General features: G+C 42.7%; 21 protein-coding genes and 1 other RNA gene. 10 read left to right on the plus strand and 12 right to left on the minus strand.

The window, feature by feature from the left end:
• Window positions 1-55: 55 nt before the first annotated feature.
• Window positions 56-454, minus strand: a transfer-messenger RNA (tmRNA) gene (ssrA, locus tag H1A11_RS10770).
• A 955-nt stretch (window positions 455-1,409) separates the two neighbouring features.
• Here ssrA and H1A11_RS10775 point away from each other — a divergent pair.
• The 8 genes from H1A11_RS10775 (at window position 1,410) to H1A11_RS10810 (ending at window position 7,108) form a co-directional block, all read left to right on the plus strand.
• Complete coding sequence (locus H1A11_RS10775; RefSeq protein WP_181757186.1) at window positions 1,410-1,802, plus strand: hypothetical protein; 393 nt, start codon at window positions 1,410-1,412, stop codon at window positions 1,800-1,802.
• Between the two features lie 11 nt (window positions 1,803-1,813).
• Window positions 1,814-2,338: a hypothetical protein gene (locus tag H1A11_RS10780; protein WP_181757187.1), complete on the plus strand. Its 525-nt coding sequence runs from the start codon at window positions 1,814-1,816 to the stop codon at window positions 2,336-2,338.
• A 185-nt stretch (window positions 2,339-2,523) separates the two neighbouring features.
• Window positions 2,524-3,372, plus strand: coding sequence for a penicillin-binding transpeptidase domain-containing protein (locus H1A11_RS10785; RefSeq protein WP_181757188.1), 849 nt, complete (start codon window positions 2,524-2,526; stop codon window positions 3,370-3,372).
• Window positions 3,373-3,400: 28 nt separating this feature from the next.
• The gene (locus H1A11_RS10790; protein ID WP_181757189.1) at window positions 3,401-3,769 is read left to right on the plus strand and encodes a hypothetical protein; all 369 of its coding nucleotides are present in this window, start codon (window positions 3,401-3,403) and stop codon (window positions 3,767-3,769) included.
• 669 nt (window positions 3,770-4,438) lie between these two features.
• Window positions 4,439-5,464, plus strand: a complete 1,026-nt coding sequence (locus tag H1A11_RS10795) for a DUF3871 family protein (RefSeq protein WP_181757190.1) — start codon at window positions 4,439-4,441, stop codon at window positions 5,462-5,464.
• Window positions 5,465-5,550: 86 nt separating this feature from the next.
• Window positions 5,551-5,823 (plus strand): hypothetical protein, encoded by a 273-nt coding sequence (locus H1A11_RS10800; protein ID WP_181757191.1) that lies wholly within the window; start codon window positions 5,551-5,553, stop codon window positions 5,821-5,823.
• A 79-nt stretch (window positions 5,824-5,902) separates the two neighbouring features.
• Complete coding sequence (locus H1A11_RS10805) at window positions 5,903-6,349, plus strand: RadC family protein (protein WP_181757192.1); 447 nt, start codon at window positions 5,903-5,905, stop codon at window positions 6,347-6,349.
• Between the two features lie 171 nt (window positions 6,350-6,520).
• The gene (locus tag H1A11_RS10810; protein ID WP_181757193.1) at window positions 6,521-7,108 is read left to right on the plus strand and encodes a tyrosine-type recombinase/integrase; all 588 of its coding nucleotides are present in this window, start codon (window positions 6,521-6,523) and stop codon (window positions 7,106-7,108) included.
• A 59-nt stretch (window positions 7,109-7,167) separates the two neighbouring features.
• On the opposite strand, the gene H1A11_RS10815 is transcribed toward H1A11_RS10810, so the two are convergent.
• From H1A11_RS10815 to H1A11_RS19745, 5 genes are all read right to left on the minus strand, one after another.
• Entirely contained in the window at window positions 7,168-7,965 is a 798-nt protein-coding gene (locus tag H1A11_RS10815; RefSeq protein WP_181757194.1) for a hypothetical protein, read from the minus strand.
• A 4-nt stretch (window positions 7,966-7,969) separates the two neighbouring features.
• Entirely contained in the window at window positions 7,970-8,920 is a 951-nt protein-coding gene (locus tag H1A11_RS10820; RefSeq protein ID WP_181757195.1) for a phage/plasmid replication protein, read from the minus strand.
• 82 nt (window positions 8,921-9,002) lie between these two features.
• Complete coding sequence (locus H1A11_RS10825) at window positions 9,003-9,293, minus strand: AlpA family transcriptional regulator (protein WP_181757196.1); 291 nt, start codon at window positions 9,291-9,293, stop codon at window positions 9,003-9,005.
• Window positions 9,294-9,405: 112 nt separating this feature from the next.
• Window positions 9,406-10,374, minus strand: a complete 969-nt coding sequence (locus H1A11_RS10830) for a hypothetical protein (RefSeq protein WP_181757197.1) — start codon at window positions 10,372-10,374, stop codon at window positions 9,406-9,408.
• Between the two features lie 21 nt (window positions 10,375-10,395).
• Complete coding sequence (locus H1A11_RS19745; protein WP_370528662.1) at window positions 10,396-10,539, minus strand: hypothetical protein; 144 nt, start codon at window positions 10,537-10,539, stop codon at window positions 10,396-10,398.
• A gap of 314 nt (window positions 10,540-10,853) precedes the next feature.
• Here H1A11_RS19745 and H1A11_RS10840 point away from each other — a divergent pair, with 314 nt between their 5' ends.
• Window positions 10,854-12,083 carry a site-specific integrase gene (locus H1A11_RS10840; protein ID WP_181757198.1) on the plus strand — a complete coding sequence of 410 codons (1,230 nt, stop codon included), beginning with the start codon at window positions 10,854-10,856 and terminating at the stop codon, window positions 12,081-12,083.
• Between the two features lie 27 nt (window positions 12,084-12,110).
• Complete coding sequence (locus H1A11_RS10845; protein WP_155144032.1) at window positions 12,111-13,322, plus strand: site-specific integrase; 1,212 nt, start codon at window positions 12,111-12,113, stop codon at window positions 13,320-13,322.
• A 66-nt stretch (window positions 13,323-13,388) separates the two neighbouring features.
• Here the strand turns inward: H1A11_RS10845 and H1A11_RS10850 are convergent, their stop codons facing one another.
• The 6 genes from H1A11_RS10850 to glgP form a co-directional block, all read right to left on the minus strand.
• A complete protein-coding gene (locus tag H1A11_RS10850; protein ID WP_005641696.1) occupies window positions 13,389-13,682 on the minus strand; it encodes a helix-turn-helix domain-containing protein in 294 nt (97 codons plus the stop codon).
• A 12-nt stretch (window positions 13,683-13,694) separates the two neighbouring features.
• Window positions 13,695-13,898 carry a helix-turn-helix domain-containing protein gene (locus H1A11_RS10855; protein WP_074668675.1) on the minus strand — a complete coding sequence of 68 codons (204 nt, stop codon included), beginning with the start codon at window positions 13,896-13,898 and terminating at the stop codon, window positions 13,695-13,697.
• A gap of 387 nt (window positions 13,899-14,285) precedes the next feature.
• Window positions 14,286-14,498: a hypothetical protein gene (locus H1A11_RS10860; protein ID WP_173022543.1), complete on the minus strand. Its 213-nt coding sequence runs from the start codon at window positions 14,496-14,498 to the stop codon at window positions 14,286-14,288.
• A 1,333-nt stretch (window positions 14,499-15,831) separates the two neighbouring features.
• On the minus strand, window positions 15,832-16,368 hold the full coding sequence (locus H1A11_RS10865; protein ID WP_005654459.1) for a methylglyoxal synthase: 537 nt from the start codon (window positions 16,366-16,368) through the stop codon (window positions 15,832-15,834).
• Window positions 16,369-16,420: 52 nt separating this feature from the next.
• Complete coding sequence (locus tag H1A11_RS10870; protein WP_005825802.1) at window positions 16,421-17,230, minus strand: arginase family protein; 810 nt, start codon at window positions 17,228-17,230, stop codon at window positions 16,421-16,423.
• Between the two features lie 16 nt (window positions 17,231-17,246).
• Entirely contained in the window at window positions 17,247-19,805 is a 2,559-nt protein-coding gene (gene glgP, locus H1A11_RS10875; protein ID WP_005654457.1) for an alpha-glucan family phosphorylase, read from the minus strand.
• Window positions 19,806-19,828 lie beyond the last annotated feature (23 nt).

Genomic DNA, 19,828 nt, shown 5'->3' on the forward strand with positions numbered 1-19,828 from the left:
AGAAATTCCCTGAATCATTGAAATTCAAGGAATTAAAAACTTATTTTCCCATTTTTCGTGGAGCTGGAGGGAATCGAACCCTCGTCCAAACGAGGAAATCATAAGCTTTCTACATGCTTATCTTTGCCTAAATTTTCGTGCAGCGGCAGAACCAAAGCCATCAACCGTTGCCTTATCCTCTAAATTTTCACCCGCGCCACGAGGCTGACACGAACTATCCCCGATTTGACTGCACCACTTTATCGGAATGCTTCGGAGCAACAGCTTCCGAGTGATGTCACGTCCCAGCACCTGGTGCCGGGATTAAGCTTCAATCTACTATACTTCGATTAAGCAGCGAGAGCGTAACGAGTTTCGCCAGATAAAATTTTGAGGACTGAGATTAAAGTGCAAATCAACGACGCACTGCATGCTTACTTACCATTTCTGCCCGCTGTCAAATCCAGTCAACCCCATGACTTTATAACGGTCTGAAATTTAAAAGATTGCAGCGTTGTTAGAAGTCGTTGGTAACAAACCAGTAACAAAAGGTACATAAATAAACACCTTATCGCTGCTTTCTTTGATGCAAAGATACATATTCTTTTGTTACCAACAATAATATATTTGCAAATATTAGCTGATACAGTTTATCTGAGATATGAATATATATCATACCCTCAGATATACCACATCCAGCAACATCACAGATTTGCATATTATTAATAAAGCATACCCAATCAACAAGCTATATTCCTTTGCCCTTGTAGCAAAAAAACAGCAGCCTTGAGAAAGTCTCATCACCCCAATAAACAGCTCGAAAATCGCCTCTAATTGCCTCTATGGACTTCGTAATATCCTCGCTCCAAACAGCCATAAGAAACCTCCCCCCTTGATTCTCGCCCGATTTAGGCAGTTCTGTTTCTCTGTAACCATTTATAGTCAATGCTGAAAACCGTTCAAAATCACCCCTATTCGGCTTCTGTAGGCTCGCTACTCATACAGATACCAAGAGGCAGCTTTGGCTATTCATACATTCTCCGAAATATGCTCTACAACCTACTCTCGTGAAATTCAAGGTGTTTTCTTTTGAGTTCCAACGCCTTTTCTATAACTTTGCAGCGTTCTCCAAGTTTGGAGTGCAGACATATTAACGAAAAAGAGCGTTTAAGATATTATCCTTAATCTGAAATCTGGACAATTTCAACCTTCAAGGATGATAGACAAGAACGCTCACGCTTGTGTTATATACCTACTCCTACATGGAAGTAGTCTATATATCATTGGGCGTGGGCTTCTGTTTATTACTTGAAGGTGGGCAGTCCAGAGCCTCAGATTAGGTAATACAGAAGTTCCCACGCTTTTTATATGCCTATATCTAAAATGAAAACCGCTTACTTCGGGAACTGGTCGGCACAAATAATTTAATCATGAAAAGAGTTTTAATTATGCTTATCTGTTGTACGCTATCCTTGATAGCATATTCTCAGGTTCCTCTTGTTCGTTATCATTCGATATACGAAAATGAAAATTCTCAGACCAACAACCGACAGCAACAAAAATATACTACTGTTGCTGGTTACTACTATGACAGCTATACTCAAAGGTTCAAGAGGATTAAAATAAAAGTAAATTCCGTCAATTCTTTTACTGGAACAATCATCTATTTAAAATCCATCTATCTTCCTGAATACGAAAGATGGATGAGTGAAGATGGTGCTACCGCCTCTAAAGTAAATGCTTATCTTGATGGTGAGGATTTAGCTAATAATTTTGAATGGAAAGTAAGCTCATCAAGAGGAGTTATTTATTTTAATTATTAAACTATGTTGATATGAAACGAGTACTTTTTATAATCACAATATTATTTATTACGACTACCGCATTAGGACAAACTTATTTTCGATATGGGAAATGTTTTAATGGTTACTGGGATGATAGATGGGAAGATGGTATGAATATCAATTATGGTTCTGGCATTGGATATGTTATGAAAGGGAATTATGGTGAATTTGTTATCTATAGCTATTCTACTTACTCAGGGGGTAGACCCTCTGATTATATTGCAAAAATAAAAGTGATAGGTTTAAACACTAATATTGATAAAAAAGAGAAGAAAAGAAGGAAAAAAAATAATGAGTGGTATGAATATACGGGTACTATTGAATACTATTCTGATAAATTTAATGAAACAAAGGAAAAATGGCTTCGACATTTTCCATACGTACCCGATGAACGCGGTGAAGGTACTATAAGACGTGTTGCTTCTGTTAGAATTAAAATAGCTCCTTATAAAAAAAATCCAGAATGTTACAATATATGGTTAGAAAATGGCATGGGATTAGGAATACAATTATGATGATAAAATATAGAACTAAAATTGCTTTATGTTTATATTTCATTATGATAGGGAGTTTATTTAGTTGTGCAAATAGGGCTGTTGAAAATAACTCAACTATTGATACGATATGGCAGAAGCGGTTAGCTCCCCTCTTAACTGCGACTTTAGAAAAGCATAAAGTTACATCAGGCAAAGCTATCATCATGGAAACTACTACGGGCTATATCAAAGCAATGGTAGGACTGGAACGAAAAGATACCCTCTCTCCGTTCCAGCCTACAACTGATTTCTGCACCCCATATCCAACGGAGCAGAGGCAAGTAGCCACCCTTTTGGCTGCATTAGAGACTGGCAAGGTCAGTCTATCCGACACCGTAGATGTAGGCGAAGGTATTTATATCTCTGACAGTGATACAATAAAAGACCATAACTGGCATAGAGGTGGCTATGGGAAGATAACGGTAGAATGGGCAATAGCCGCCAGTTCTCGCATTGGAGAAGTCTTGATAAGGGAACGTGCCTTTGACGATAATAAATCCGAATACGAGGCTGCAATCGGGCAAATCGGTTATGGTAAACCCGATTCTGTCAAAGGGTTGGAGTGCATACCGTCCACTAATATGGCTACCTCAAAAATTGCTCCTATACAGTTGATTGCTTTCTATAATGCAATAGCCAATCATGGGTGCATGGTGCAGCCCCAGCTATATAAGGATAGTGTAGCTATTATCAGCCCTCAGATAGCCTCTAAAGCAAACATAGATAGTATTCGTCAAGCACTGGAAAGAACGGCAGCAGAAGGACTTGGAAAGCGTGCCAATACAAATAAGGCAAAGATAGCGGGCAAAGGAGGAACAATACAGATAGGAAATCCTGATGATTTAACCTATATCATGGATTTCTGTGGTTACTTCCCTGCTGACAATCCTCAATATACAATTCTTGTGGTCTTGAAGAAACAAGGGCTTCCTGCAAGCGGTCATATACACGCAGCAACACTATTTAAAGAGATAATAAATAGATTAATAACATCTAATTATTCTTCTAATTGAATATATCAGTAACTTAAAACGTAATTTTATGAGAACATTATTTTTATTAGCCACTATGTTGCTTATAACAAGCATAGGCGTTGCAAATGTAAAGATTGCAGATTCTTATCAGAAAATTGAAACATATAATGGTGAGGAATATATAACGACTATTGGATATTTGATAAAAGGCAAAGATACCACTAAAGCTAAAAAGGTCAAATTGAGATGCAAGAAAGCAATTCGTGATTTTGATAAGGTTCAAATAGGATGGCTTGTTCATTCTTATCAATTTATTGGGGGCAATGATTGGTATTATGTCGATAAAGTTTCACATCCCACTGATAGATGGCAAAAAGAAAATATAGGAGATTTCAACAGTTACGTAAGCACTGGAGAAGGAACTATCTATTTTTGATAAACTATAATTATGCTAATGAAGTCGTGATGGAACACTCTATTACGACTTCATTTTTATAGCTATGCAATGAAGGGAATAGCTGGGTAATCTGAATAAGTTCTGATAGTAGATTTAGCAGACTGGGAGGGTAGAAATATATAATCCTTTTCCTCCATAATAAAAGAGGGGGCTAAATTTCTTCATATTGATAAGCACACCACTCCACCTCTGAAATCCTCCCCCTCCATACTTCCAATTTTAAATTTATATATCTACCCTTCTCTAATTCAAGAACGGAGGTTTTCAATCAAAACCAACCATTTAACGAAATTTTAGTAGCTCAATATTGAGCCATGTACTGCTTCTATACATAGGCAGGAAGATGTTTTCCGGAAAAGCACTCCCTCAAATCACTGATGATTTTTATTCATTCAATCACTTGTAATTAATACAATATAGAATTTATTACATTAACTAAAGTTTAAAACAGCGAAGTCAAGGAAGCTATACCGTTTCCTTTCTCGAAAGCACATCAGACATATAAATTCCGCTATTCCATTCATACTATCTCCCAAGTCGAATTTATAGCTCAAATCGCTATTCAGGCAGATACATGTACGGAGCAATCCTTAGCAATACCCGGTATCTGCCCTATTCAATCAATATTCACTTTTTAAATTTACTGTTATGAGAAATTTAGTAATCATGCCCAATGCGGCACAGCGTAGAGAATCTTTGAATTTGGGTGAGTTTGCAGAAGAAGCAACCGTTATCCAAGACGAAATGGCAGCAAAGTCGGGTGTCAATTTTCTTGAAGCAAATACCGATGCAATCACCATGAACGAGCTTGCAAACAAGTGTGTCGTTCCAACATGGGCGAACCAAGAGCTGACTATCGCCCACCAAGATTTTATATCCTGCGTGCATGATGCAGCCAGTTCCTTCTATGCAGGAGAACGGGTAAATAACCCCGATATAAGGGTGTCACACATCGTCCGAGGCAGAGTACCGCAAGCATTGGGAAAGAAAGCCTCAGAGCTTTTAGAATGCGAAAAGACGCAGTTCTACCAACGGCTTGCGTTTGCTTTTACCATCCCAACCATTACCGAAACGGTAAGAGGGCAACGACTTGAATTGTGCATCGGTGGAGTGCGGAACTACAGCGACCTTAATTTGTACCGAGCCACCAAAGGAATAGAGAAGTTCTCCGTCTTTGTCGGTTGGAGAGTGCATATCTGTTCCAATCAGGTGCTAACTGGTGAAGGGCTGAAATACAACATGGAGGTGACGAGCATCAGTGAACTCTATCGCAACGTGCTTGAACTGTTCCACAGTTTTAATCCTGCAAAGGAAATCCACCTGATGCAGATGCTTACCGACACCTCACTATCCGAAACCCAGTTTGCGCAAATCGTAGGACGGATGCGGATGTACCAAGCATTGTCACCTGCAAGACAGAAAGCAGTTCCAAGATTACTGATAACCGACAGCCAGATTAATTCTGTTTGTCGCGACTACTACCACAACGAAGTGTTCGGAGCAAAGGATAATGCTATATCCATGTTCGATTTTCATAATCTTTTAACGCAGGCTAACAAGGGCAGCTACATTGATACTTATCTGCAACGAGCCGTAAATGCTACGGAAGTCAGTGTAGGGCTTAACAACGTCCTGCAAGGAATTGATAACAAATACGCTTGGTTCTTGGGCTAAGTGGTGTTGATTGAGAGAGAAGAAAGGGCAGCTATTCAATTAGTTGTCCTTTCTTTATTTTATGAACTTCCTAAAACTACAATAATATGGAATTACAAAACAGTCGTGAATACAAGGCAGCACAGGAACTGGAACGAGCCTTAAATGATATGGGCTGGAGCCCCAAGAGATTTGCAGAAAGCACCCGGTTCTACCACCGCACCCTACAGCAAGAGTTGATGCGTACCATAGTGGCGGTTATCCGAATGGTAGGTGACGACAGCTATGGGACAGACCTCAGGAACCAAGCATCACATAAGCTGTGTAAACGGATAATAGACAGCGGTGTGCTGGATGATACTTATCTTCCGTTCATCTGATAAAGTACAGACAACTATTATCAAGAGGATATCATCAGCATGGTGTCCTCTTTTATTAATTAATCAAACATCACATATCATGGATATAGATTATCAAGCGGGAGAGGTGGAGCTTTCCTATAAATCAACAGTTAGAAAGAAGCGAAAAATCGCTACATCTTTCGATGCGTACAGAATGTTACTACCTACGTTCAGGGAAGGTACAATCGGCTATAAGGAATATTTTAAAACGGTGTTCCTGAACCAAGCGCAGGAGGTCTTAGGCTATACACAGATTTCGGAAGGAGGAATAACCGAAACGAGTGCTGATGTACGGATAATCCTGCAAGCAGCCTTGCTTACCAACGCTACGGCTATAATTCTCGCGCACAATCATCCAAGCGGAAAACTACGCCCCAGTCGGCAGGATATTGCCTTGACGGAGCAAGTGAAGAAAGCAGCCGAGATTATGCGAATAACGGTCATGGACCACATTATTCTAACGGATGATAGCTATTACAGCTTTGCCGATGAAGGACAGTTATAGGGCTTCTATCTCGGTCAGGTAGTGGGTATCTGATATGGGTGCTCGTAATCTGACCGAGATAAAATATTCACTTTTATCAGAAGTGAACATTATGCTACTAATCAGCATTCTATATATATCGTCAAAAAATAAATATTCACTTATAATTAAATTGATATAAAACTGAATATAATGAGCTTAAAATTTTCAACTACCACAGCAGACTATCTCGTGTGGTCGGATGCAATGAACCTAATCCGTAAATTAGCCAAAGACGGAAATTATAAGATTTCACTTCTCATATCTTTGGGATGCTTCACTGGTTTAAGAATATCTGATATTCTCGCTTTAAGGTGGAAGCAGATACTTGGTACGGACGAGTTTACGATAATAGAGAAAAAGACTGGTAAGCAAAGAATAATCAGAATCAATCCCCAGTTACAGCAGCACATCAAAGAATGTTACAAGCATATAAATCCGGTCGGGGTTAATGCGCCAATCCTCATAAGCCAGAAAGGAACGGTGTTCACAGTCCAACGGATTAATGTCGTTCTTAAAGAGGTGAGAAGGAAGTACCGACTAAAAATCAAGAACTTCTCTTGTCACAGCCTCAGAAAGACTTTCGGAAGGCAGGTCTATACAATGAATGGGGAGAACTCGGAACTTGCTTTAATCAAATTAATGGAGCTGTTCAACCATAGTTCGGTTGCTATCACCAAACGATATTTAGGGCTTCGTCAGGAAGAAATTCTTCAAACCTACGATTGCCTTACCTTTTAGAAAAAGAGGTCAGGGGGCTAAAAAACAGCCATTCCTGACCTCTTTTTTAGAAGATGAAACTACCAGCCATACTGTTCATTTATTTTTTTGAACTCCGCATCAAGAGCTGAATAAAACCCTGAACTATCATCAGCAGTTGTCAACCTCACTGCGGCTTCTTTCCTCAACTCAATATAACTTTGATACAGTTGGAAAGTAAGCTCCTGCCTGAATACATTTTCATTCCCAATGAAATCAACAAGATGTTTATTTCTGATTCTGATTGGGAAACGCCTGAAAAGACACAGTTCAAATGTCAAAAGCTGAAAATTAGTGTCTTTCAAAAATCCCGACTGGGAAGCATACATGTTGAGTTGCTTGTCACTATTCCTAAAAAAGAAATTCGGATATCCAGTAGCAAAGAATAAGGCAGGTTCGCCTTTCCTATAAAGCTTCTCCATATAACCGCTTTCCTCTTCGGTAAACGGACAAGCTAATTTCTCCAAAGCAGGTTGAACTTCTTTATAGTTAGTCAACAAGCTTACTTTATATCCTAATTGCATAATTTTGAATCCGTTCAAAGGAACTCCAAATATGCTTTCGGCATCTTCTACCATAGATAGAATGGATTGATACAAACTGGGAATACAAGATATTTCAATTTGGCTGGGTGTGACTTGAACAGCATAGTTATCGCCATGCCCTCTAAGATGAAAACCATCCCTTACACGTTCGATACTCATCTCCTGCAATTGGGAAGAGATATTTTCTATTATATCATAGTGCTCTGTTTTCGAGCATTCTTTTAATAGCCTGATATGGCTATACTGTGGAGCTGTGGTTATTTCCACTATAACTCCTTTAACATAGTCTTTCATTATACTATGAATTTAAATTATTTAATATATTGCCAATATTCTCATTTAGCTCCCTCATTAACTCCGCTTCTTGCATTATATTCACTTGGTTCTGAATTTCTCGGAACATAGCTCGTAAACGTGAATAGGAGTTTGGAGAGGAATAGACACCGTACATTTGCATGGTTGTAATTTCTTTTGAAACAAAGTCTATAGGCAGCATCTGCAAGGCTTTTGCTATGACGTAGTAAAAGCCCTCTTTGGGAGTTCTAATCATTCCAATAGCATCATCAACGAGAGTTTTTCTCTTTGCGATTGCAAAGTAAGATTCTGCCCATAATTCCATTATCTTGTGATAAAATCTCTCATCGTACAAGGTGCGCCCTTTAACTTCCGGTTCTTTTAGTTGTGCAGGAAGTCTACCATACCACCGCCGTTCATAACGTAATAAGTTCTCGCCTTCTATTCCCTTCGGGGTTATCTTTCGTTCATCAAGAGCTTCTCGAAGTTTATCATAAAAGCAGAACTGTTGTCCGAGTTTTTTGTTTCCTTGTCGGTAATACAAGGTTTCGTCTTTTACGCTACCTATCCTTTTAAAATGGGCTAATTCGCCCAAACAATCCAAATATAATTTAACTGGTTGCTTCATTGCGAATGTAGCTGCAACATCCACTCGTGTAACATCTACGAGAGTCATATCATAGTGCAGCTTATCGGATAATATCTCGATACAAGTTCGAGAATCCGCACGACTCAACATGAATGTGTTGTCGGGATAGATTAAACGAGGAAGGCTACCAGTAGCACTTAACCAGTTCATACCAAACTGAAATTTGAAGTCACCTATCTTCACCCAACTATAAAGCCACTCTCCAGTTTCTTCATCTGTAATTCTCTTCACCTTCTCAAGATGTTGATTGAGAGAACTCAAATCTAAAGCCTTATCGTGGTGGTAGAAATTAATTGTGTCATACATAAGATAATGTTATTATAGTTTATATACCAATTTTGTAGTGCACTTCCCCCTTATTATATAAGGAATAATACCATTTCATTATTCAGCCTTTCTTTCTCGTAATTGAATAATTTGCCACCTGCTGCTCTATCTCTTCGTGAGTAGCCACTCGATGATTGAGCATCCATGTTTCCAACTCATCTTTCTTAAAATACGTGATTTTACCTCCTTTACTTTTAAAGTGAGGAATCTCTTTTGCGCATACCAATTTATATAGATGACTTTTGGAAAATCCCGTCAATAAACTGGCATCATCCATATTGAGAACATTTTTTGTTCCCAACAACAAGAGCTGCTTAATAGCAGTTAGTTCATCTTCTATTTCTTTTCTCATATATATGTTATTTTTTGATTTTAGTGCAAAATTGAGAAGAACTAACAAACTATCCTATAGACTTTTATTACAAATTTATTTACTGAATAGAAGTAAATAAAAAAGGCAACCTTTACTTGGCTGCCTCATTTACCTCATCTATAATTCTATCTAATTTATTATAAATTAAAGCCCTCTTTCCTTTTAACTTTGGTGGCAAAGATGTTACTTGGTTTAATAGTTGCCTAAGATTTTCACACGACTTACTTTCACCATTAACTTTTATCACAAAAATTTTTTTAACCATTAATTCTGGAAATAACTCATTAAAATGAGTCGAATATATTTTATCAATCAGATAAGCTAATGAAGTTTTTGAATTAAGCCACTCTAATTTTTCATTCCCTGATAATACATCCCTCAAGCCACAATAATATAACAAGCTATCCAAATCATCTTTTAAAAAGTTCTCCAACACCAGAAGTTCATGAAGTTTAGTTATTTGTTTTTCATTATATCCATGTAAAAACTGCTTCCTTTGAAAACATTTTTTATTTTTACTTTGATTTTCATTTAGCACAGTATCTTGAAAAAAATCTTTTTCTTCTTCTAAATTTATCGCTAAATTATTTTCAACAGCTTGTTTTAAGGAATTAATAGCCTCCTCTATTTTACCCGCAATATCGCCATAAGAACTTTTCCCTCCTATAACAATAGATTCACCTATCCCAGCCACATATATCTTATGAGGAATACATACCTGAATATCACAATCCGCAGATGATATATCACATTCTTCTATTGTAGGCAAATCATCAAGATTAACATACGGTTTCCCATCAATAAAAACCATTTCTGAGTTCCTATCATAATGGAAAGGAGTTAACGATTTTTTAAGTTTAGACTTATAATACTTCCATACAGGCTCAATCGGGAGAGGATTTGCTAATATTTCATTTACGACTTTATTAGAATTCAAACGATTTAAGTGATTAAACACCTGACATGCTACCTCCCTCTTTTTTACATACGGCATTGGTGAAAGATAACGAATACCTTCCCAAATCGTGTTCTCATATTTTTCTGTTTGAACAAATTCCATAAAAATTAATATACTTTCGGGTTAATCAAATATTCCATTCTGCTTATCTACAGCCTCTTTTCGTTTCTGGTCTAAGATTTTCGCATAAATCTGAGTTGTAGAAATTTTAGTGTGCCCCATTATTTTAGAAACCGTTTCTATAGGTGTTCCCAAAGACAAATTCAAAGTTGCAGCCGTATGTCTTGCAACGTAAGTAATATTTAGAAATGCAATAAAAAACAGAATGACGATAATTAAACGTAAAACGTTTATAATTAAGCATTTTGCAAGATTTGCAGAACAGACAGACCTGCAAAAGAAAACAAAATATTGCGACGTTTCAGTTACCAGACTGTTAGCCGCCTGTTTCGAAAACAACGGCAGGTAACCGAATTTTTACCGATAGGAACAAAGCAGATTTGTATTCACTGTTTATCAATGTTTTGCATGCCAAAGGACGCTTTTCAAAGGAGTATTTTTACAACCTAAAAAAGAGCGTTATGAAAGTGGAAAAATTCAAGGTGCTGCTCTACCTGAAAAAGAGCGAGCCGGACAAGACCGGCAAGGCCCCGATCATGGGACGGATCACCCTCAACCGCACGATGGCGCAGTTCAGCTGCAAGCTCTCCTGTACCCCCGGGCTATGGAACGCGCGTGAGAGCCGATTGAATGGCAAGAGCCGGGAAGCGGTGGAGACCAATGAAAAAATAGAGAGGCTGCTGCTTGCCGTACACTCGGCCTTCAATTCCCTCATGGAAAGGAAAAAGGATTTCGATGCCGCCGCGGTCAGGGACATGTTCCAGGGTAACGCGGGCATGCAGATGACCCTGCTCAAACTTCTCGACCGGCACAATGAGGAGATGAAGGCCCGTGTCGGCGTGGACCGTGCACCGACGACAATGTCGACCTACGTGTACACCCGGCGCACCCTTGCCGAATTCATCAAAACGGAATTCAAGGTCTCGGACCTCGCCTTCGGACAGCTCAACGAGCAGTTCATCCGTGACTATCAGGATTTCTGCCTGGAAAAGAAGAAACTGGCAATGGAGACGGTGCGCCATTACCTGTCCATCCTGAAAAAGATCTGCCGCATCGCCTACAAGGAGGGGCACTCGGAGAAATACCATTTCTGCCACTTCAAGCTGCCCAAGCAGAAGGAGACAACACCGAAAGCACTCAGCCGGGAGAATTTCGAGAAGCTACGCGATCTGGAGATACCGGAAAAACGCAGGTCACATGTCATCACCCGGGACCTCTTCCTCTTCGCCTGTTACACCGGCACCGCCTATGCCGATGCGGTAAGCATCACCCGGGAGAACCTCTTCCGGGATGACGAGGGCAGCCTCTGGCTGAAATACCGGCGAAAGAAGACTGACTACCTCGGACGCGTCAAGCTGCTGCCGGAAGCACTCGCGTTGATCGAGAAGTACCGTGACGATACCCGCATCACCCTCTTCCCGCCGCAGGACTACCATACGCTCAGGGCCAACATGAAATCCCTGCGCCTGATGGCGGGGCTGAGCCAGGACCTTGTCTACCACATGGGAAGGCATTCTTTCGCCTCATTGGTCACGCTCGAGGAGGGAGTGCCGATCGAGACCATCAGCAAAATGCTGGGACACTCCAACATAAAGACCACCCAGATATATGCCCGTGTAACTCCGAAGCGACTGTTCGAGGACATGGACAGGTTCGTCGAGGCAACCCGCGATTTGAAACTTATTCTTTAATCCTTAAACAATTAAACAATCATTATCATGCGCAGTACATTTAAGCTTTTATTCTACATCAACCGTAACAAGGTAAAATCGGACGGCACGACCGCCGTCCTCTGCCGGATCAGCATCGACGGAAAGAAATCGGCTGTCACGACAGGCATCTATTGCAAACCCGGAGACTGGGACAGCAAGAAGTGTGAAATCAAAACAGCCAGGGAGAACAACCGCCTTGCCGCCTTCCGAAGCCGGCTGGAAGAGGCGTACGGGAACCTGCTAAGGAACCAGGGAGTGGTCACGGCCGAGCTGCTCAAGACCACCGTATCCGGTGCCAATTCCGTGCCGGAATACCTCCTGCAGGCCGGAGAGGTGGAACGCGAACGGCTCAGGGTCCGCTCCAAGGAGATCAATTCCACCTCCACCTACCGCCAGTCGAAGACCACGCAGCTTAACCTCAGGCAGTTCATCGAATCCCGCGGGATGAAGGACATCGCCTTTTCGGACATCACCGAAGAGTTCGCCGAATCGTTCAAGGTCTTTCTCAAGAAGGAGCTGGGACACAGGAACGGACACGTGAACCACTGCCTGTGCTGGCTCAACCGGCTCATCTACATCGCCGTGGACCGGGAAGTATTGCGTGCCAACCCGATAGAGGACGTGGCATACGAGAGGAAAGAAGCACCTAAACTAAGGCATATCAGCCGCAGTGAACTGAAGCGGATGATGGAAACCCCGCTGCCCGACCCGATGATGGAGCTGGCGCGCAGGACGTTCATCTTCTCCTCGCTGACCGGTCTGGCCTACGCGGATACGAGGGCTCTCCATCCCCGTCACATCGGAACGACCTCGGAAGGAAGAAGGTATATCCGCATCCGCCGCGCCAAAACGGACGTGGAGGCGTTCATCCCGCTGCATCCCATAGCCGGACAGATACTGGATCTTTACAACACCACGGATGACGACAGGCCGGTATTCCCGCTGCCGGTCCGCGATGTCCTCTGGTACGAGGTACATGGAATGGGCGTGGCATTAGGCATGAAAGAGAACCTGTCCTACCACATGGCCCGGCATTCGTTCGGGACCCTGACACTGACCGCGGGCATTCCGATAGAGAGCATCGCCAGGATAATGGGCCATACGAATATCGACAGCACGCAGGTCTACGCCCAGGTCACCGACCGGAAGATATCCTCGGACATGGACCGGCTGATGGAAAGAAGAAAGCCTGCGGCCGACAAGGAAGCCGCAGGCTAAATAAAAAAATTGCCGCCGGAATTGTATTTACGATTCCGGCGGCAATCCTTAAACTTGAATACGATATTATACCAATGCTGCGTGATAGTTCTCCTCCAACAGCTTCTCGATGTCCGACTGCCTGTACAGGATCTTCCCGCCAAGCTGGATATAGGGAATCCGCCCTTGGTCCCTGTAATCCTGCAGGCACCTGCGGCTGATCCTCAACGTTCCAGAAAGCTCCCTGTCAGTCAGGAACCGTTCCCCGTTGAAGGGAGGACGGTTGTCACGGGCAAGACGCTCCACTTTTTTCTCCATGTTGTCCAGCAGGGCAAAGAACCTGCGGACACGTTCGTTCTCCTTGTCGATAATGCCTTCCATCTCTTCCGCTCTTTAAAGGTTTCCGTTCTTCCTTCCTTCTCTCATTGCCTTCTCCTTGCGTCTGATGCCGACGTAGGCCATCAGCTTCTCCACATCCTCTGGCTTGTAATAGAACTTGCGCTGGAGGCGGGTGAACGCCAGCCGTCCGGTATCGCGGAGTGTCTGCAGGGTACGTGGCGAGATGTCAAGGCGCAGGCAGACATCCTGGCCGTCCAGTCACTCTCCGGGTTCCTTACAGCGGTTTCTCTCATACAGTCTGTCCACATGTGCGGACAGGTTCTCGGCGCGTGCCAGCATCCTCTCAAGGACACCGGCCTCGATGTAGCATATTTCCATATTTTTCAACTTGTTTAAATGTCAGTGCGAATATAAGGGAAGAAACCATGAGAGGCAAGCGCGACCGGTACACTGGCAGGAATAGTCATGGATAGTCGGTTTTTGTCATATGGGAAGGAAAAATACTCCGTAGCCGGTCGGTTTTCACGCCCCCCTTTGGAAAACCTGAAGGACGGGTGCGTCACGGCGATGAAAAAAGAAAAATCCCCACCGGAAGTGAAGCGACCCCAAACCGGCAGGGAGTGTAATAATAAAGGAACGGACTGTTCAGCCCTTGATGTAACCGTACTTTTTCAGGTCGTCCATGAAATGCTCCGGCGTGTCGGTCCTCACCGTCACCCCGTGCAGTTCCCTGTACCGCCCGGAGAAATTCACCATGTACTCCCCGTCGGTGCACCCGCTGTCAAACCAGCTGCGCTCACGCAGGACGCGTACAAACTCGGAAGGGCCGGAGGCGGCAATCCTGCCGCCATCCGCCAAAATACCTGATCTCGTTTTTTTTATTATCGGTATTTCAAATGTCTCAAAAGCCTCTTTGACAGGTTACCATCCGGGATGATCGCCTGAATTCGCATGTACCGGATTTTCTATTTACCAGATTCCATAATGGTTCCTGCCATCCGTTTTTTCTCTGCGGCTGTCGCTTTTTTCCTCGTGGCATCATGGTCTGTTACCGGATAGGAAAAGCCATCTCCATCACAACCATGAATTATAGTGTAGCCATATTTGTATATAGCCATATGATACGCTATCCGGATAATGCTATCACAGAATTGCGATATAGCCGGATATCAAAATAGGGATAGCCGGGAGCGAAGGGAGCACGCATCCTTCCGGATATAGATATCTCAAAATCTCCATTTGCAGAAGTGTATAAATATCAATCCATTAATGGAGATTATAAAGAAAAAACATAAGTCACACACGACTACCTGTCATTCTCCATTTGCGGATGTGTAGAAGTAGCAATCCATTAATGGAGACGATGAAGAAAAACAATAAGGCGTATACGGCTACCTGTTATTCTCCATTTACAGATGTGTAGAAGTATCAATCCATTAATGGAGACGATGAAAAAACAATAAGGCGTATACGGTTACCTGTTATTCTCCATTTGCAGAAGTGTAGAAGTAGCAATCCATTAATGGACAATAGGGCATGTAAAGGGCAGATTTTCCGTATATTCGCCTCCTTATCCCCGAATTATGGGCGTAAGTCACATGGTCATGGAGATATATCTATCCTTTAATGGGGAGAACAGCCGGCAAATATCTGATGGAAAAGCCCCACAAACCACAGGAAAATAGCCACACAATGGTCTGATACACAATAATTATTGGAGAAACATGGTCCGCCCCTGCGGACAGCAAGTTGTGTTTTCGTTAAACGAAAATCGTACGGTTTAACGGCAACCTGCCGCCAAACCGTCCCTACCCCCTGATGCTCCGGAGTCGTGGGGGATAAGCTACCGGCATGTTCCATGTCCCTTTGGCATGGGATCCTGCGGATGAATCCGGGCACAGAAAGGCGATTTTCGCATAATTTTTCACAAGGTAGTTCCAGAAAAAACTGGTAGCAAGACTTTGCTGGAAGGACTAAACAAGAAGGTGAAAGGAGTGATGTACACCCGCAATGCCCTTGTCCTTTTTCGACTGGGATGCATAAAGGAAGCGAAATATTTTATAAGTGGTTTCTTTCCACCAACCCTTCTGGTTGGTGGAAGCAGATTACCATTCAGTAGATACCAGTTCTGAAAGATGTAAACAACTTGTTTCTTAGATAGCCTTATAAATATGCTACTACTTATTACAGTTCATTTGGAAATGTTATTCTCACTTTTATTCCTCCGCTTTTTCACTTGCTCCACTGCTTCAGATATGATTCCCTTGTTTTCAAAACGCTGCGTGTAATTGGTATAATCCGGATGAATACGTTCGTAAGTTGGGTCAGTGAATAAAGGACTCGTAATAATGTGGTCCGCAGTCGAACGGTTACAGCAGAAAACAATATTTTCAACTCCAGCCAGTCTGGTCAATGCTTTCACATCCGTATCGTGCGGCTGTAGTGTCATCGGATCTGTAAAAAAGAACAGATAGTCTATTTCTCCTTCTACGATCCGCGAACCAATTTGCTGGTCACCTCCTAAAGGACCAGATTTCAGGATTGTGATATCCCATTTGATTTCAGGATGTTTTTCTTCAAGGGCTTTTTTAATTAGTGTACCGGTTGTACCCGTACAATAGAATTTATGTCCTATCAGACGTTCCGAGTTCCAGAGAACCCACTCTATCATGTCTTTTTTCATTGCATCGTGTGCAACAAGCCCAATTCTTCGAACAATTGTTTTCATAAAGCTAAATTATTTTTATATGATAAATTATAATAACAAGAAAAAACTAATTCTATTGAAGGCCGGAGGATGACCGGATAAGTCTGAGCAATTCTTTGTTTGCCCGGCTATCCATGATGGTTTCCCGTTTTTCTTCAAAAAGATTGAGTGTTGTGGAGCATTCCCCACAGATGTCAATGCCCACTACCTGTTCTTTCTGAAGAATAACAGCCAGCAGTTTCTCCAATTCCCATAAGCTGAGAGAACCTTGATCCCAGTTTGTTGCTGCCGAAGCCGGATTCAAGACATCCTTGTCTATGGAAATGTAAACCGGCCCGTTGATATGTCCGGAAGAAAAGTCCTGCCAACCCTCTTCGTGCATGAGCGTAGTTTCACTGTAAAACCGGACTTGTCTTTCATATCCTTTCGGCACAGCCTGTATCAGTTTGTCTGAAGCACCTACGATAATTACTTTCTTGCAGTTGTTGTTATGGTCCAATATATCCTTTACCCAACTTCCGCAAGAAAGTATGTTGTCAAACAACGGTGGCTGCATATCGGGATGGTGGTCGAACACAATCAGCGAAAACGGAGTTTCGAGTTTGTCTGTCCAGAATTTAGTCAAATAATGATAATTGCCTGAATCGATGAAATGGACTCCCTCCGCCGGATAATCAGCAATCATCCGCTTCAAAGCCAAAGTACCATCCCTGTCACAGTAGCCCTCTGTACCATAAAGATGACGACAGTCCAGCCATATAAACTTATTGTTCCGGGCAAACGCCTCGTAGTCATACACTCCCGTGAAGTTCATGATGATGATCGGCCATGCTATCCGTTTATCTGTTTTTTGATTTTGCCCGCTCATACGTTGTTTTTGCATATCCTTTTACTGTTCATTAAAACCATCGTACATAACAGAAATCTTGCCGGTGAGGTAACAAAGCATTCTTGGGATACATACGGAAGGCCTGCTTGAAGCTTCCGGCGTTGAAAATGCCGGATGTCGCCTTAAAGGTATATAAATTCCCATTCTTGGAAACTGACGAAAGGGGAATTACCTCATATATGTGATCCTGACCGCCTTCATGCCTGATAATGACCGATTCTATTCCGATTGCGTCATCCAGGCCTTTCTCATCAACGACAACCGTCACCTCATATTCCTTTCCGGCTTCAACCGTGGCATTCAGCCCATTCCCAGCCTCTATGGATTTGATTTCTATGGCATCCCATCTGCTCCGGACGTTTGCTTTCCAGTCAGCCATCATTTTCGCCTTCGCAAAGTTGTCGGCTGCCAGAATATGGAAATGCTCTGACAGCTTGTTATAGAACCTGTCATAGTAGTCGTCCAACTGTCTTTTCATGGTAAAATGGGGAGCGATTTGTGCGATTGAGTTCTTGATATACTTGACCCAGTTTTCCGAATAGTTCTTCCCCCCATGCTCGTAATATAGTGGCAGGATGTCATGCTCCAACAAATAATAGATGGCTTCGGCATCCAGCTGGTTTTGGTACTGTTCATTCTGATAAGTACTTTTATCGGTCAGTGCCCATCCGGCATCCTTGCGGTATCCTTCATACCACCAACCGTCCAGCACGGAGAAATTAAGCACACCGTTCATCAATGCCTTCTCGCCCGACGTACCCGAAGCTTCTGCCAACCGCGTAGGGGTATTCATCCAGATATCCACACCCGAGATAAGATGGCGCGCCAGGTCCATGTCGTAATTCTCCAAGAATATGATTTTACCTAAAAATTCCGGGCGCCGGGATATTTCCACGATTTGCTTGATCAGTCCCTGCCCGGCACCGTCATTGGGATGGGCTTTGCCTGCAAAGATGAACTGTACCGGATATTTCGGATTATTCACGATCCTAGCAAGTCGGTCTATATCCGTGAACAGAAGATGAGCCCTCTTATATGTAGCAAAACGGCGTCCGAAACCTATTAGAAGGGCATCGGGATTGAATCTCTCAAAAATGGAAACGCTCAATGCCGGATCAACCTGACTCCTGAGCCAGTCCTTGCTGCATTTGCTTTTGATATAGTCCAGCAATTTTGCTTTCTGTTTTAACCGGGTATTCCATATCTCTTCATCTGGGATGCCATAGACAGCCTCCCAGATTTTCTGATTGGACTGGTCACAGAAAAAGTTCTCATCAAAATTGTCCTTGAAAAGCTTTTTCCATTCTGCCGCACACCAGGTAGGCAGATGTACCCCGTTGGTTACATAACCCACATGGTTCTCTTCCGGGAAGTATCCCTTCCAGATCGGCGCAAACATTTGCTGGGATACCGATTTATGTAACTTGCTGACGCCGTTTACCTCCTGGCAGGTCTTGCAGGCGAAGACAGACATGCAGAAACGTTCCTCCTTGTCTCCCGGATTGTGACGCCCGAGATCCATCAGGTTATCCCAGGTTATACCCAACTTGCCAGGATATCCCTTCATATATTTATTGAAAAGCCCTTCGTCAAAATAATCATGACCAGCGGGTACGGGAGTATGTACGGTATAAAGTGAGGAAGCACGTACCAGCTCCATGGCCTGCCCAAAATTCAAGCCGCCATTTATGTAATCACAAAGCCGCTGGATATTGATCAATGCGGCATGCCCCTCATTACAGTGATATACATCCTTCGTTATACCCAAAGCTTTCAGCGTCATCATCCCGCCTATGCCAAGCAGAATTTCCTGTTTTAGCCGATTCTCCCAGTCACCTCCATACAGATGGTGAGTGATAGGGCGGTCAAACTCGCTGTTGAGTTCATTGTCCGTATCCAGCAGATAAAGGGGGATACGCCCCACACTGGCTTTCCAAACATTGGCATGTACCACAAAACTGTCGGCATAGGGGACGTGGATTACCAGTTGTTTCCCATCCGGTTGCATTACCTTTTCAATCGGGAGCTGCCCGAAATTCTGCGCTTTATAATTGACTGTCTGCTGGCCGTCCATGGAAAGCGACTGGTCAAAATAACCGTAACGGTACAAAAGTCCTATGGCACAAAGGTCCACATTGCTGTCCGACGCCTCTTTCAGGTAATCCCCCGCCAACATTCCCAAACCACCGGAATATATCTTAAGAACTTCATCCAAGCCGTATTCCATGCTGAAATAAGCTATTGACGGGCGCTGGTGGTCCGGTTCCACATCGATGTATTTTTTGAAGGCGGAATAGACGGCATCCATTTTATAGACAAAGTTCTCATCATGTGCCAGCGCTACCAGCTTTTCATAATTTATCCGCTCCAGAAACAATACCGGATTCTGTTCCACCTCTTTCCAAAGTCCCGGGTCCAAATCACAATACAGTTTCTTTACGTCATCATTCCATGTCCACCAGAGATTATGTGCGATTTCTGCAAGCTTCCGCAGTTCTGCAGGAAGATGTGAACCTACTGTAATCTCCCTCCATTGAGGGGTATTTACATTATAACTTGAATATTCCATGACATTTTATATTAAATTAAATA

Source organism: Bacteroides sp. CACC 737 (assembly GCF_013874375.1).
Lineage (GTDB): Bacteria > Bacteroidota > Bacteroidia > Bacteroidales > Bacteroidaceae > Bacteroides > Bacteroides uniformis.

What these genes read in the sequence shown, in the direction of transcription:
- H1A11_RS10775 (WP_181757186.1), top strand. Translation starts at nt 1,410, where the DNA reads ATGAAAAGAGTTTTAATTATGCTTATCTGTTGTACGCTATCCTTGATA.
- H1A11_RS10780 (WP_181757187.1), top strand. Translation starts at nt 1,814, where the DNA reads ATGAAACGAGTACTTTTTATAATCACAATATTATTTATTACGACTACC.
- H1A11_RS10785 (WP_181757188.1), top strand. Translation starts at nt 2,524, where the DNA reads ATGGAAACTACTACGGGCTATATCAAAGCAATGGTAGGACTGGAACGA.
- H1A11_RS10790 (WP_181757189.1), top strand. Translation starts at nt 3,401, where the DNA reads ATGAGAACATTATTTTTATTAGCCACTATGTTGCTTATAACAAGCATA.
- H1A11_RS10795 (WP_181757190.1), top strand. Translation starts at nt 4,439, where the DNA reads ATGAGAAATTTAGTAATCATGCCCAATGCGGCACAGCGTAGAGAATCT.
- H1A11_RS10800 (WP_181757191.1), top strand. Translation starts at nt 5,551, where the DNA reads ATGGAATTACAAAACAGTCGTGAATACAAGGCAGCACAGGAACTGGAA.
- H1A11_RS10805 (WP_181757192.1), top strand. Translation starts at nt 5,903, where the DNA reads ATGGATATAGATTATCAAGCGGGAGAGGTGGAGCTTTCCTATAAATCA.
- H1A11_RS10810 (WP_181757193.1), top strand. Translation starts at nt 6,521, where the DNA reads ATGAGCTTAAAATTTTCAACTACCACAGCAGACTATCTCGTGTGGTCG.
- H1A11_RS10815 (WP_181757194.1), bottom strand. Translation starts at nt 7,965, where the DNA reads ATGAAAGACTATGTTAAAGGAGTTATAGTGGAAATAACCACAGCTCCA.
- H1A11_RS10820 (WP_181757195.1), bottom strand. Translation starts at nt 8,920, where the DNA reads ATGTATGACACAATTAATTTCTACCACCACGATAAGGCTTTAGATTTG.
- H1A11_RS10825 (WP_181757196.1), bottom strand. Translation starts at nt 9,293, where the DNA reads ATGAGAAAAGAAATAGAAGATGAACTAACTGCTATTAAGCAGCTCTTG.
- H1A11_RS10830 (WP_181757197.1), bottom strand. Translation starts at nt 10,374, where the DNA reads ATGGAATTTGTTCAAACAGAAAAATATGAGAACACGATTTGGGAAGGT.
- H1A11_RS10840 (WP_181757198.1), top strand. Translation starts at nt 10,854, where the DNA reads ATGAAAGTGGAAAAATTCAAGGTGCTGCTCTACCTGAAAAAGAGCGAG.
- H1A11_RS10845 (WP_155144032.1), top strand. Translation starts at nt 12,111, where the DNA reads ATGCGCAGTACATTTAAGCTTTTATTCTACATCAACCGTAACAAGGTA.
- H1A11_RS10850 (WP_005641696.1), bottom strand. Translation starts at nt 13,682, where the DNA reads ATGGAAGGCATTATCGACAAGGAGAACGAACGTGTCCGCAGGTTCTTT.
- H1A11_RS10865 (WP_005654459.1), bottom strand. Translation starts at nt 16,368, where the DNA reads ATGAAAACAATTGTTCGAAGAATTGGGCTTGTTGCACACGATGCAATG.
- H1A11_RS10870 (WP_005825802.1), bottom strand. Translation starts at nt 17,230, where the DNA reads ATGCAAAAACAACGTATGAGCGGGCAAAATCAAAAAACAGATAAACGG.
- glgP (WP_005654457.1), bottom strand. Translation starts at nt 19,805, where the DNA reads ATGGAATATTCAAGTTATAATGTAAATACCCCTCAATGGAGGGAGATT.